At 72.9% G+C, this 12,458-nt stretch carries 12 protein-coding genes; 6 read left to right on the top strand and 6 right to left on the bottom strand.

The annotated features are described in order from the left end of the window. The first annotated feature begins 18 nt into the window (after positions 1–18). A complete protein-coding gene (locus tag FR742_RS40970; protein WP_148036562.1) occupies positions 19–669 on the top strand; it encodes a hypothetical protein in 651 nt (216 codons plus the stop codon). Positions 670–715: 46 nt separating this feature from the next. On the opposite strand, the gene FR742_RS40965 is transcribed toward FR742_RS40970, so the two are convergent. Continuing rightward, positions 716–1,912 carry a pyridoxal-phosphate dependent enzyme gene (locus FR742_RS40965; RefSeq protein ID WP_261809053.1) on the bottom strand — a complete coding sequence of 399 codons (1,197 nt, stop codon included), beginning with the start codon at positions 1,910–1,912 and terminating at the stop codon, positions 716–718. Positions 1,913–1,968: 56 nt separating this feature from the next. On the opposite strand from FR742_RS40965, the gene FR742_RS40960 reads away from it, so the two are divergent. Genes FR742_RS40960 through FR742_RS40950 form a run of 3 tightly spaced genes read left to right on the top strand, consistent with a single transcriptional unit; the run spans position 1,969 to position 4,448 of the window. After that, positions 1,969–2,814 carry an SPFH domain-containing protein gene (locus FR742_RS40960; protein WP_148036560.1) on the top strand — a complete coding sequence of 282 codons (846 nt, stop codon included), beginning with the start codon at positions 1,969–1,971 and terminating at the stop codon, positions 2,812–2,814. Beyond that, positions 2,807–2,986 (top strand): hypothetical protein, encoded by a 180-nt coding sequence (locus FR742_RS40955; RefSeq protein WP_148036559.1) that lies wholly within the window; start codon positions 2,807–2,809, stop codon positions 2,984–2,986. Before FR742_RS40960 ends, FR742_RS40955 begins: the two co-directional genes overlap by 8 nt. A 19-nt stretch (positions 2,987–3,005) precedes the next feature. Then, a complete protein-coding gene (locus FR742_RS40950; protein WP_148036558.1) occupies positions 3,006–4,448 on the top strand; it encodes an amidase in 1,443 nt (480 codons plus the stop codon). Here the strand turns inward: FR742_RS40950 and FR742_RS40945 are convergent. Genes FR742_RS40945 through deoC form a run of 5 tightly spaced genes read right to left on the bottom strand, consistent with a single transcriptional unit; the run spans position 4,401 to position 9,169 of the window. After that, complete coding sequence (locus FR742_RS40945; RefSeq protein ID WP_148036557.1) at positions 4,401–5,759, bottom strand: VCBS repeat-containing protein; 1,359 nt, start codon at positions 5,757–5,759, stop codon at positions 4,401–4,403. The genes FR742_RS40950 and FR742_RS40945 overlap by 48 nt on opposite strands. A gap of 19 nt (positions 5,760–5,778) precedes the next feature. Beyond that, the gene (locus tag FR742_RS40940; protein ID WP_148036556.1) at positions 5,779–6,624 is read right to left on the bottom strand and encodes an aldehyde dehydrogenase; all 846 of its coding nucleotides are present in this window, start codon (positions 6,622–6,624) and stop codon (positions 5,779–5,781) included. Continuing rightward, entirely contained in the window at positions 6,617–6,814 is a 198-nt protein-coding gene (locus tag FR742_RS40935; RefSeq protein WP_148036555.1) for a hypothetical protein, read from the bottom strand. The genes FR742_RS40940 and FR742_RS40935 overlap by 8 nt, the downstream gene beginning before the upstream one ends. Next, the gene (locus FR742_RS40930; RefSeq protein ID WP_372452479.1) at positions 6,804–8,234 is read right to left on the bottom strand and encodes an aldehyde dehydrogenase family protein; all 1,431 of its coding nucleotides are present in this window, start codon (positions 8,232–8,234) and stop codon (positions 6,804–6,806) included. Before FR742_RS40930 ends, FR742_RS40935 begins: the two co-directional genes overlap by 11 nt. A 5-nt stretch (positions 8,235–8,239) precedes the next feature. Beyond that, complete coding sequence (gene deoC / locus FR742_RS40925; protein ID WP_148036554.1) at positions 8,240–9,169, bottom strand: deoxyribose-phosphate aldolase; 930 nt, start codon at positions 9,167–9,169, stop codon at positions 8,240–8,242. A gap of 174 nt (positions 9,170–9,343) precedes the next feature. Here deoC and FR742_RS44940 point away from each other — a divergent pair, with 174 nt between their 5' ends. Together FR742_RS44940 and FR742_RS46465 are read left to right on the top strand one after the other, a co-directional pair. Next, positions 9,344–9,490: a hypothetical protein gene (locus FR742_RS44940; protein WP_187281601.1), complete on the top strand. Its 147-nt coding sequence runs from the start codon at positions 9,344–9,346 to the stop codon at positions 9,488–9,490. Positions 9,491–9,591: 101 nt separating this feature from the next. After that, entirely contained in the window at positions 9,592–12,447 is a 2,856-nt protein-coding gene (locus FR742_RS46465) for an AAA family ATPase (protein WP_315970665.1), read from the top strand. Positions 12,448–12,458 lie beyond the last annotated feature (11 nt).

Raw genomic sequence — 12,458 nt, 5'->3', positions numbered from 1 at the left:
CGCCACCCAGGGCGCCAGATGATCGAGGAAGCGGCGCTCAACAACGCCGCCTGGTGCGACGCCCTGTGTCGCGCGCACGGCCTCCCCGGCGCCTTCACCCCACGGGCCTGGACGAATCCGCGCCGCACCCCGCCCTTCTATCCCGACGCCGTCACCCTCTCCGCCGAGGCGACGGACGCCGACATCCTCCCCTTCATCGACGACACCCCCGGCGCCTCCGTCAAGGACAGCTTCGCCGCCCTCACCCTGCCCGGCTTCGAGCTGCTCTTCGAAGCCACCTGGCTCCACGCCGGGCCGGATGCTCATCAGGGAGCCGCACGCGACATCCGATGGCGCGTGGTACGGGACGCGGAGACGCTGCGCGCCTGGGAGGAGGCGTGGGGCGGCCAGGGCGGCCTGTTCACCGTCGCCCTGCTCGGCGACCCGTCCGTCAAGCTCCTGTGGGCGGAGGAAGGGACGGCGTCCGGGTTCGTCCTCAACGAGACGCCGGGCGGCAGGACCGTGGGCGTGTCCAACGTGTTCGGCGACGACACCTGGCCGCACGTCAGGACCCAGGCCGCCGCGCTCTTCCCCGGCCGCGACCTGGTCGGCTACGAGATCGACCCGGCACCGGCCGCCGAGCACGGCTTCACCCCGCTCGGCCCACTGCGGGTGTGGCTGAAAAACTAGAGGAGCACTCTCGGCGTAGGGGAAACCCCCGCCTGCCGAGCCAGGTTCACGAACCCGCGGGAAGGTTCGCCGCCACCTCGTCGAAGGTCGTCGCCTCGGCGATCTCCGCCGACCCCACGCCGACGTCCTTGAACCCGCTGGACGTGCCCACGCACACCACAGGCCCGTCGAACGAGGTCCCCAGCTTCCGGTAGCCCGCCAGCCCGGCCGCGCCGGACAGCTCCTGCCAGAGCCCTTCCCGCCCGAGGTCGCGCTGGGCCGCGCGCAGTTCCTCGTCGGTGACCAGGACCGTGCCGCCGCCGCTGTCGGTGACCGCGCGCACGCCCCGGTGACCGCCCGCGGGGCAGGCGATCCCGTACGCGTCCGTCGGACCGACCTCGACGATCGCGGCCGGGGCGCCCGTGGCGACGGCCCGCGCGTGCGGGCCGCCGGCGGCGGGCTCGCAGGAGAACATCCGGGGCGCGGTCCCCGCGACCCCGAGCCGTCGCAGCTCGGCGAAGCCCTTCCACACCCCGTACAGCAGCTCGGCGTAACCGGTCGGCGCGAACACCGCCGCGGGCGCCCGGCCGAGCTGGACGAAGAGCTCGTACGCGATCGTCTTGTAGCCCTCGGGCCCGTACGGGTGGCCGGTGTGGGTGACCGTCTGGTTGCTGACCGGGTGGTAGCCGAGCCGGTCCACGATCTCCGTCATCAGCGGCCAGCGCCGCTCGACCGGCACGCTGAACACCGCCGCCCCGTACGCGCGGACGAAGGACTGCACGGCGGGCGGCGAGCCGGCGGAGGCGAGCACGATCGCGGGCAGCCCGGCGCGGGCGGCGTAGGCGGCGGCCGAGGCGCCGTGGTTGCCGGAGGAGGCGACGACGACGCCGGGCGCGCCTTCGGCGAGCGCGGCGCTGACGGTGACGCGGTTGAGCCGGTCCTTGTGCGACCAGGTCGGGTTGCGCGACTCGTCCTTGACGAGCACGCCGCACGCCTCCAGCAGCGGGGTGCCGCCCTCGCCGAGGGTGGGCGCGGACAGCGGCGGCAGCAGCGGCGCCCACCGCGCGATGTCGGGGCCGGGCGGCTGGTCGAACAGGCCGGCGGGCACCCGGTCGTAGGCGTAGTCGACCTCGACGGGATAGGCGATCCGGCCGGTGCTGGTGCGGGGGCAGCCGCGGGTGAGCGGCGGCCGGAGCGGATAGGCGATCGCGGGGTCTCCGAGCGAGCGCTGGCCGGTGGCGAGCGAGACGTGATCCTGATGCACGCGCATGAGCTTAGTGAGATAGCATAGTGATATCACTTCGATAGCAAGGAGACGCCATGGAACGACGTGCGTTCAGGATCAACGGATTCGTGGTGCTGCTCGTCCTGCTGGTGCTGGGCGGCGCGGTGCTGTTCGGCCTGGGGTCGCCGGTGCTGCTGATCGTGCTCGGCTCGATCTGGGGCGTGCTGGTGCTGGTGACCGCCAGCGGCTTCACGATCGTCAACCCGAACGAGGCCAAGGTCGTGCAGTTCCTCGGCCGCTACGTCGGCTCGGTGTCCGACGCCGGGTTCCAGTGGGTGCTGCCGCTCACCACCAAGCGCAAGGTCACCCTGCGGGTGCGCAACTTCGAGACGGCCAAGCTGAAGGTGAACGACGCCGACGGCAGCCCGGTCGAGATCGCCGCGGTCGTGGTCTACAAGGTGGTCGACAGCGCCAAGGCCGTGTTCTCGGTCGACGACTACGAGGAGTACGTCGCGATCCAGTCGGAGGCGGCGGTCCGCCACTTGGCGACCACGCACCCCTACGACTCCCACGACCCCGCGCGCACCAGCCTGCGCGACGGCGCCGAGGTGGCCACCGAGCTGACCACCGAGCTGCGCGACCGCACCGACCTGGCGGGGATCGAGATCCTGGAGGCCCGCATCACCCACCTCGCCTACGCCCCCGAGATCGCCCAGGCCATGCTGGTCCGCCAGCAGGCCGGCCAGGTGGTGGCGGCGCGCACGCGGATCGTCGAGGGCGCGGTCGGCATGGTCCAGCTCGCGCTCGACCGGCTCTCCTCGGAGGGCGTGGTCGACCTCGACGAGGAGCGGCGGGCGCAGATGGTGTCCAACCTCCTGGTCGTCCTGTGCGGCGACCGGGCGACCCAGCCGGTGGTGAACGCCGGCAGCTTGTATGCCTGAGCGGAAGAAGCTCCTGCTGCGCCTCGACCCGGCCGTCTACGACGCGATCGCGAAATGGGCGGCCGACGACCTCCGCAGCGTCAACGCGCAGATCGAGTACGCGTTGCGGCTCGCGCTCAAACAGGCGGGCAGGGAGCAGAAGCCGCGAAAAGAGCCTCGCGCAGAAGAGTAGAAACCTGCACACTCTATGCATGTCGTGGGCAGGCAGGTCCGCCACGGAGATCGCGGCGGCCGTACGTCAGGGCAAGGTAGCGGCTGCGGCGGTGGCCGAGGATCATCTGCGCGCCATCGCCGAGCGCGACCCGCGGGTGGGCGCGTTCCGCGCGGTGCGCGAGCGCGCGCTCAAGGAGGCGGAGGACGTCCAGGACCGGCGCGACCTGTCGGAGCTCCCGCTGGCCGGGGTCCCCGTCGCGGTCAAGGACAACCTGGAGGTCGCCGGCGAGCCGATGCGGGCCGGCTCGGCGGCCACGTCCGCCGAGCCGAAGACGGCCGACCACGAGACGGTCGCGCGGCTGCGGGCGGCGGGCGCGGTGGTGATCGGGCTGACGAACGTGCCCGAGCTGACGCTGGTGGGTTTCGGCGACAGCGTGTACGGCACCGTACGCAACCCGTGGGACACCGCGCGCACGGCGGGCGGGTCGTCGTCCGGCAGCGCCGCGGCCGTGGCGGCGGGCATGGTGCCGCTCGCGCTCGGCAACGACGGCATGGGCTCGCTGCGCATCCCGGCGGCGTGCTGCGGCGTGCCGGCGCTCAAGCCGGGCACCGGCCTGGTCCCGGCCCCGACGGACGACTGGCGAGGACTGTCGGAGAACGGGCCGATCGCCGCGAACATCCCCGACCTGGCGCTGATGCTGTCCGTGCTGGCCGCGGACCCGTCGCTGGCCGAGGCGTGGCGGTCCGGCCGCCGCACCGAGCCGAGCCGGCCGCCGCTCCGCTCGGTGTGGGCGGACGACGAGGCGGTGTGGGAGCCGCCGCCGCCGAAGAACGGGCCGGAGCCGTTCGACCTGCGGGTGGCGTACGCGCCGCAGCCGTTACCGGTCGGGGCCCCGATGGACGGCGAGTTCCGGTCGGCGGTGCGCGGGGCCGCGGAGACGCTGCGGCAGGCCGGCCACACGGTGGTCGAGCGGACGAACCGGTTCCCCGCCTGGCTCGCCACCGCCACGATGGCCGCCTGGCTGGCCAGGGCCGCCGAGTCCGCCGCCCCGCACGACCCGCACGCGCTGGAGCGCCGCAGCCGCGCCCTGGCCAGGGCCGGACGGGTGCTCAACCGCCTGGGCGCGAACGGCGACCGGGGCCGCGACCGGTGGCGCGGCTACGGCGCCGACCAGTGGTTCGGCGACGCCGACGTGCTCGTCACGCCCGCGCTGGCCGCGATCCCGCCGAAGGCCGAGCGGTGGGGCGAGCGCGGCTTCGTCCGCAACGCCCTGGTCAACGTCAGGTACGCGTCCGCGACCGGCGCGTGGAACATGTGCGGCTGGCCCGCGATGGCGGTGCCCGTCGCCACCCACTCCAGCGGGCTGCCGATCGCCGTGCAGCTCATCGCCCCGCCGGGCGGCGAACCCCACCTGCTCGGCCTCGCGGCCCAGCTACAGACCGCCCACCCGCCGATCCGGCCGCCGGGTTTCTCCAGCTGAGCGGCCGCCACCGGGCGGCACGCCGAAGCGGGACAGCACGTCGTTCCCGTCCGTCACGATGATCTTCACGCTGTCCTGACCGTGGGAGAGGACGAGCTCGTCGTCCCCGTCGCCGTCGAAGTCGCCCGCGGTCCGCGGACCGGCCGGGCTCACGCCGTCAAGTGCGCCGCCGGGGCGCAGGCCGTCGGGGGCGCCCCGGAAGACCAGGACCGGCTGACGCGGGCCGTACTCGTGGCCGCCGCCGAAGGCGAGGTCGTCGCGGGCGTCGCCGTCGAAGTCGCCGGCGGCCATCGTGCCCGCGGTGCCGGTGAACGTCCAGGTGCGGCCGTTCCCGTAGTAGACGGTCACCGTGTGGTGGACGGAGGGCGGCTCGGTCTCGTAGCCGGGCTCGTTGTTGCGGCTCCCGTTGTCGCCCACGGCGACGTCCCTGGTGCCGTCGCCGTCGAAGTCGCCGAACGCGGCGGACGACCCGTCGTTGAGCTTGTGTCCCGCCTTGTCCAGGCCGCCGGGCCCGGCGCGGAGCAGCCAGGAGGCGGTCTGCTCGCCGTCGTCGGGCTCGTGCACGATCAGCCCTGTCGCGCGCCGGCCCTCGATCCTGTCGACGGTCAGCCGCCGGAACTCGTCGCCGGACGGCGACGCCTGGACGGTCTGGCGGGCCGGTGTCCCGTCACGGCGGAAGGGACCGTACAGGACGACCAGGTCGGAGTGGAAGAAGCTGCCTTCGGGCGTGCTCGGCATCGCCAGGTCGGCGGCTCCGTCGCCGTCGAAGTCACCGGCGACGGCGGCGTCGGCCACGACGTCCGTCTCCGTCCGCAACCGAACCGGCTCCTTCCCCGGCGCGAGGCCGTGCGGCCCCCACAGGACGCACGGGCGGCTCCGGTCCTCGCCCTCCCGCGCGGTGCCGAGGATGTCGCCGAAGCCGTCGCCGTCGAAGTCGGCCGCCCAGTTGGCCTGGTCGAGCCGCATGAAGCAGGACGTCTTCGACGTGGCGCCGGTCTGCCTTCCCGGGTCCAGACCGCGCGGCGAGCCGTGGACGACCGTGCGGAACGGCAGGCCGTCGCGGGTGCGGGCCTCGACGACCAGGTCGGCGCGGCCGTCGTCGTCGGCGTCGTCGGCGTGCCGGCCCCGCTTGCCTGCCCGGGGCTTGACGCTCGGGAGCGCGGTGGGGGTCGAGGCCGCGGAGGTGGAAGCCGCGGGGGTGGAGGGCACGGCGGCCGACGGGACCGGCGTGCGGGACACGGGGCGAGGTTCGCCGCCGCATCCCGCGAGCAGGAGGCCCAGCGCCAGCCAGATCGTCATCCGTCTCGGCACGGCACCGACCCTAGCCCTCTCAGACCCCCATCGGGTGCCAGACCGTCTTGGTCTCCAGGAACGCGGTCATGCGTCCCAGGCCGGGGTCGCCGGACCAGTCGTCGCCGGCCGGGCCGAGCACCCGCTTGAGGTTCTCGGCCGCGTCCTGCTCGCACCGCAGCGCCAGGTCGGCGTCGGTCACCCCGGTCAGGTCGAGGGCGTTGACGTCCATGTGCGCCGCCAGCCAGGGGGCCAGCTCGGCCTGGTGGCCGGTGAGGATGTTGACCACCCCGCCCGGCAGGTCGGACGTGGCCAGGACCTCGGCCAGGGTGATCGCCGGGAGCGGGGTCCGCTCGGCGGCGACCACCACGCACGTGTTGCCGGTGACGATCACCGGAGCCACCACCGAGACCAGCCCGAGCAGCGGGTCGGCGGGCGCCACCACGGCGACCACCCCGGTGGGCTCGGGCGTGGACAGGTTGAAGTACGGACCCGCCACCGGGTTGGCGGTGCCGTGCACGGACGTGATCTTGTCGGACCAGCCCGCGTACCAGACCAGCCGGTCGATCGCCGCGTCCACCGACTCCAGCGCGGCCTTCTTGCCCAGGCCGAGCTCGTCGGCGAACTGGGCGCGGCGGCCCTCCAGCATCTCGGCGATCCGGTAGAGGATCTGGCCGCGGTTGTAGGCGGTCGCGCCGGACCAGCCGGGGAACGCCTTGCGGGCGGCCGACACCGCGTCGCGCGCGTCCTTACGCGAGGCCCTGGACGCGTTGGCGAGGAAGTCACCCTTCGGCGAGGTCACGGGATAGGACCTCCCACTCTCCGAGCGCGGGAACGCCCCGCCGATGAACAGCTTGTAGGTCTTCCTGACGGCCAGCCTACTCATCGCCGCGCCCCCTCCACGTGATCTCCTGGGCTGTCTCGACCGGCACGAACACCTGGCCGCACCGGCTCACGCCGCAGCGGTGGGCGTACCAGCCGGTGCGGACGGGACGGCCGGAACGGGCGAAGGCGTGGCCGCGGGTGGCCTGGGCGCGCGTCCGGCGCCGACGGCCGCGGCGGTGGTCACACGTCAAGGTAGGCCTCCAGACCGCGGAGCCCGCCCTCGCGCCCGTACCCCGACTCCTTGTAGCCGCCGAACGGCGAGGCCGGGTCGAACCGGTTGAAGGTGTTGGCCCACACCACGCCGGCCCTGAGCTTGTCGGCCATCCAGAGGATGCGCGAGCCCTTCTCCGTCCAGATGCCCGCCGACAGGCCGTACGGGGTGTTGTTGGCCTTCTCGACGGCCTCGGCGGGGGTGCGGAAGGTGAGGATCGACAGCACCGGGCCGAAGATCTCCTCCCGGGCGATCCGGTGGGACTGCGCCACCCCGGTGAACAGGGTGGGCGGGAACCAGTAGCCGCGCCCGGGCAGCTCGCAGGCGGGCGACCAGCGCTCGGCGCCCTCCGACTCGCCGGCCTCCGAGAGCTGCCGGATCTTGGCGAGCTGCTCGGCCGAGTTGATCGCGCCGATGTCGGTGTTCTTGTCGAGCGGATCGCCCAGCCGCAGCGTGGCCAGCCTGCGTTTGAGCGCCGCCAGCAGCTCCTCCTGGATCGACTCCTGCACCAGCAGCCGCGAGCCCGCGCAGCACACGTGGCCCTGGTTGAAGAAGATGCCGTTGACGATGCCCTCGACCGCCTGGTCGAGCGCGGCGTCCTCGAACACGATGTTGGCGGCCTTGCCGCCCAGCTCCAGCGTGAGCTTCTTGCCGGAGCCTGCGACCGTGCGGGCGATGAGACGGCCGACGTCGGTGGAGCCGGTGAAGGCCACCTTGTTCACGTCGGGGTGCGCGACCACGGCCGCGCCGGTCTCGCCCGCGCCGGTGACGATGTTGACCACGCCCGGCGGCAGCTCGGCCTGCTGGCAGATCTCCGCGATCAGCAGCGCGGTCAGCGGCGTGGTCTCGGCGGGCTTGAGCACCACCGTGTTGCCGCACGCCAGCGCGGGCGCGATCTTCCAGGCGAGCATGAGCAGCGGGAAGTTCCACGGGATGACCTGGCCGGCCACGCCCAGCGGCCGCGGGTCGGGCCCGAACCCGGCGTGGGAGAGCTTGTCGGCCCACCCCGCGTAGTAGAAGAAGTGGGCGGCGACCAGCGGCACGTCGACGTCGCGCGACTCGCGGATCGGCTTGCCGTTGTCGAGGGACTCCAGCACGGCCAGCTCCCTGGCGCGCTCCTGGATGATGCGGGCGATCCTGAACAGATACTTGGCCCGCTCGCTGCCGGGCAGCCCGCTCCAGGCGTCGAACGCCTTGCGCGCGGCCTGGACGGCGCGGTCGACGTCGTCGGAGGACGCGGTGGCGACCTCGGCGAGCGTCTCCTCGGTGGCGGGGTTGACGGTCTTGAACGACGGTCCGGAGCCGTCGGTGAACTCGCCGCCGATGAACAGGCCGTAGGACGGCTTGATGTCGACGACGTCGCGTGACTCGGGCGCGGGGGCGTACTCGAACATCGACATCGCCATCAGTCCAGAGTGAAGTAGTCGGGGCCCGCGTAGCGGCCGGTGGCGAGCTTCTGACGCTGCATCAGCAGGTCGTTCAGCAGGGATGACGCGCCCAGGCGGAACCAGTCGGGGCTCAGCCAGTCGTCGCCCGCGGTCTCGTTGACCAGGACGAGGTTCTTGATCGCGTCCTTGGTGGTGCGGATGCCGCCGGCGGGCTTGACGCCGACCTGCCGCCCGGTGGCGTCGCGGAAGTCGCGCACCGCCTCCAGCATGATCAGCGTCACGGGGAGCGTCGCCGCAGGGGACACCTTGCCGGTGGACGTCTTGATGAAGTCGCCCCCGGCCAGCATCGCGAGCCAGGAGGCGCGGCGTACGTTGTCGTAGGTCGCCAGCTCGCCCGTCTCCAGGATCACCTTCAGGTGGGCGTCGCCGCAGGCGGCCTTCACCGCGGCGATCTCCTCGTACACCTTCAGGTGGTCGCCGGCGAGGAACGCGCCGCGGTCGATCACCATGTCGATCTCGTCGGCGCCGGCGGCGACGGCGAGCTTCGTCTCGCTCACCTTCACCTCCAGCGAGGAGCGGCCGCTGGGGAACGCGGTGGCCACCGAGGCCACCTTCACCCCCGAGCCGGCCAGCGCCCCGGCGGCGACGTGCACCAGGTCGGGGTAGACGCAGACGGCGGCCACCCGGGGCGCCCCCTCGCCGGGGTGTCGAGCCTTGGCGCAGAGCGCGCGCACCTTGCCCGGGGTGTCGGCGCCTTCGAGGGTGGTGAGGTCCACCATGGAGATCGCCAGGTCGATGGCCTGGGCCTTGGCCGTGGTCTTGATGGAACGGGTGCCGAGCATCGCCGCCCGCTGGTCAGCGCCGACCCGGTCGACGCCGGGCAGGCCGTGCAGGAATGCTCGCAGGGTGGCCCCGGAAGAGGCGACGTCCGCGAGCGAGGTCGTCACAATTGACACCCTCACAGCATCGCCGACCGGTGTCCCTACGTCCAAACCGGAGTTGAGGCGTGCCCTAGGTATACGCGGGCGGCCGGAGATAAGGCATCCACCCGATGTGCGGGGGCGGGCCTTAGGACGAATCTTGAAGGTGTCGAGAAGAAGCGCCTTCAAGGAGTACGAGTGATGAGTCCCGAGATCGAATACCAGCTGATGAAGAGCCACGCGAACGAGCTGCACGCGGCGGCGGCCCGCCACCGCCGGGTGCGCGAGGCGACGAAGGGGAACAAGGCCGAGCGCCGCTCGGTCTTCGGCAAGCGCCGTTCGTCATGACCCTCGCACGAGAGCCCGGCCGCACCCTCCCTCGCGGCCGGGCCTCTCAACCCCCTTAATTGCGTCGATTGCATCGGATATGGCGTGACATGCTGGATGACATGCTTGGACGCTCGGTGAGCCCCGTTTTCGTCGGGCGGCGGGAGCAGCTGACCGCCCTGGCCGACGCCTTCACCGAGGCCAGCGCGGGCAACGCCACGGCGGTGCTGCTCGGCGGCGAGGCCGGGGTCGGCAAGACCAGGCTCGTCCAGTGCTTCGCCGAGCAGGTGGCCCGCGACGGCGCGCGGGTGCTGGGCGGCGGCTGCGTGGAGCTGTCCACCGACGGCCTGGCGTACGCGCCCTTCACCGCCGTGCTCAGGCAGCTCGTCCGGGAGCACGGCACTGGCGGGGTCGCCGGCCTGCTTCCCGACGGCGCCGAACGCGACCTGGCGCGACTGCTCCCCGAGTTCGGCGAGCCGAGCGGCGACGGCGAGACCGAGACCGGCCGGGCCAGGCTGTTCGAGCAGATCCTCACGCTGCTGGAACGGCTCGCCGACGACACCCCCACCGTCCTGATCATCGAGGACATCCACTGGGCCGACCGGTCCAGCCGCGACCTGATCGCCTTCCTCAGCCGCAGCCTGCGGGTCCCGCAGGTGCTGCTGGTCATGACGTACCGCTCCGACGACCTGCACCGCCAGCACCCGCTCCGGCCGGTGCTGGCCGAGCTGGGCCGGGTCAACGGCGTGCTCAGGCTCGACCTGCCCCGGCTGTCGCGCGAGGAGGTCGCCCAGCAGATGGCCGGCATCCTCGGCAGCGCCCCCGACTACACCGACGTGGAGAAGGTCTACGAGCGCAGCGAGGGCATCCCGCTGTTCGTCGAGGCCATGCTGGAGAGCGGCGGGGACCTCGCGTTCCCCGAGTCGATGCAGGACCTGATACTCAACGCGGTCGAGCGGCTGCCCGAGGAGACCCAGCGGGTGCTCCGCGTCGCCGCCGCCGGCGGCACGCGCGTCGGCCACGCCCTGCTGTCGGCCGTGAGCGGCCTGTCCGAGCTGGAACTGGAGGCCGCGCTGCGGCCCGCCATCGCCGGCAACGTGCTGCAGATCTCCGACAACCGCGCCTACGTCTTCCGCCACTCGCTGATCCGCGAGGCCGTGCACGAGGAGCTGCTGCCCGGCGAGCACCAGCGCCTGCACGCCCGCTACGCCGAGGAGATCTCCAAGAACCACCGGCTGGTACCGCCCGGCCGCGCCCACGTCGAGCTGGCCCACCACTGGTACGGGGCGCGCGACGACGTGCACGCGCTGACGGCCGCCTGGAACGCCGCCAGGAAGTCGTTCAAGGCCTTCGCCTACACCGAGGCGGTGCCGCTGCTCGAACGCGTGCTCATGCTCTGGGACCGGGTGCCCGGCGCGGCGGAGCGGATCGGCGCCGACCACACCGCCGTGCTGGAGAAGGCCGCCGCCGCCGCGCAGGCGGGCGGCGAGGTGGACCGGGCCGTCAAGTTCGTCAAGGCCGCGCTGTCGGAGCTGGACGAGGCCCGCGAGCCGCACCGCGTGGCCGGGCTCATCGTCCGCTGGAGCAACCTGAAGATCGCCAAGGGCCAGATGGGCGTGGTGGACGACCTGCGCCACGCGCTCAAGCTGGTGCCGGAGCCGGGCGAGGCCAGGGCCGAGGTGCTGGTGCGGATGAGCCAGCACCTCATGCTGCGCGGCGAGGCCGCCGAAGGCGAGATGTACGTGGAGGAAGGGCTGCGGCTGGCCCGGGAGCTGGGCGACCGGTGCCTGGAGGCCGACCTGCTGCTCAACCTGGCGCTCGGCCACTCGATCGCGGGGAACATCGAGGCCACGATCGCCACCAACCAGCGGGCGCTCGACCTCGGCAGGCAGGAGAACTCCGGCCGCGTCATCACCCGGGCGATCGGCAACATGATCGACTCCCTGCCCGACACCGGCCGCTGGGAAGAGGCGCTGAGGCTCTCCGACGAGGGCTGGCGGGAGGCCAAGAGGTTCGGCAGGCTGCGCGCCAGCGGCCTGTTCGTGCTCAACAACAAGGCCGAGGCGCTGGAGAACATCGGCCGCTGGGACGAGGCCGTCGAGACGGTCGAGCGGGCGCTCAGCTTCGGGCCGTCCCTGCGCACCCGCCACCACCTTCTGCGGGTGCGCGCCGACATCGCGCTCGCGCGGGGCGAGGTGGAGCTGGTGGAGAACATCCTGTCGGAGATCGGCGTGCTCAAGGAGCGCCCGGAGGACTTCGTCCAGGACATCACCAACAGCGCCCGGCTGCACATCGGCTGGCACATGCTGAGAGGCGAGCCCGGCTACGCGCTGGCGGTGGCCGAGCGGATGCTGGCCAGGCCCGCGCAGTCCAGCAAGGCCATGCTCGGCTGGCGGCTGCTCGCCCTCCTGCGCACCGTCTGCGACGCGGCCGAGGATGTCGAGCCCGACCGGGTCCGCGCGGTGCGCGAGCAGGCCGCCGACGTGGCCGCGCACCTGTCGGTGACGAGCCCGGTCGCCGAGGCCTACCGGCTGACGTACTCGGGCGACTTCGACGCCGCGGCCGCCGCGTGGGAACGGCTCAACCGGCCGCACAACCAGGCCAGGGCCCTGGTGCGGGCGGCCACCGTGGCGGCGCGGGCCGGCGACAGGGACGGCGCCGCGGCCCGGCTGGCGACCGCGCTCCCCCGGGCCACCGCGCTGGGCGCGGCCCCGCTCGTGGCCGAGATCGAGGCGCTCTCGCGCCGCGTCGGCGGCGCCCAGCGCGCGCAGGAGCCGTCGGAGCTGCTGACCCCGCGCGAGCTGGAGGTGCTCCGCCTGGTCGCCCTGGGCCGGACGAACAGGGACATCGCCAAGGAGCTGTTCATCTCCGCCAAGACGGTCAGCGTGCACGTCTCCAACATCCTGGCCAAGCTCTGCGTCACCACCCGGGGTGAGGCGGCCGCCGCCGCGCACCGACTTTCTCTGCTTTCACGGTAGTTGTAGCCACC

The organism is Nonomuraea sp. C10 (genome assembly GCF_008017515.1).
Taxonomy (GTDB): Bacteria; Actinomycetota; Actinomycetes; order Streptosporangiales; family Streptosporangiaceae; genus Nonomuraea; species Nonomuraea ferruginea.
The sequence above is the reverse complement of the archived record's forward strand: the minus strand, read 5'-3'. Positions and strand labels throughout refer to the sequence as shown.

Excerpts from the sequence above, each read along its gene's own strand:
- FR742_RS44940 (WP_187281601.1), top strand. The coding sequence starts at position 9,344 with ATGAGTCCCGAGATCGAATACCAGCTGATGAAGAGCCACGCGAACGAG.
- FR742_RS46465 (WP_315970665.1), top strand. The coding sequence starts at position 9,592 with ATGCTTGGACGCTCGGTGAGCCCCGTTTTCGTCGGGCGGCGGGAGCAG.
- FR742_RS40940 (WP_148036556.1), bottom strand. The coding sequence starts at position 6,624 with ATGAGTAGGCTGGCCGTCAGGAAGACCTACAAGCTGTTCATCGGCGGG.
- FR742_RS40955 (WP_148036559.1), top strand. The coding sequence starts at position 2,807 with ATGCCTGAGCGGAAGAAGCTCCTGCTGCGCCTCGACCCGGCCGTCTAC.
- FR742_RS40950 (WP_148036558.1), top strand. The coding sequence starts at position 3,006 with ATGTCGTGGGCAGGCAGGTCCGCCACGGAGATCGCGGCGGCCGTACGT.
- FR742_RS40930 (WP_372452479.1), bottom strand. The coding sequence starts at position 8,234 with ATGTCGATGTTCGAGTACGCCCCCGCGCCCGAGTCACGCGACGTCGTC.
- FR742_RS40970 (WP_148036562.1), top strand. The coding sequence starts at position 19 with ATGATCGAGGAAGCGGCGCTCAACAACGCCGCCTGGTGCGACGCCCTG.
- FR742_RS40960 (WP_148036560.1), top strand. The coding sequence starts at position 1,969 with ATGGAACGACGTGCGTTCAGGATCAACGGATTCGTGGTGCTGCTCGTC.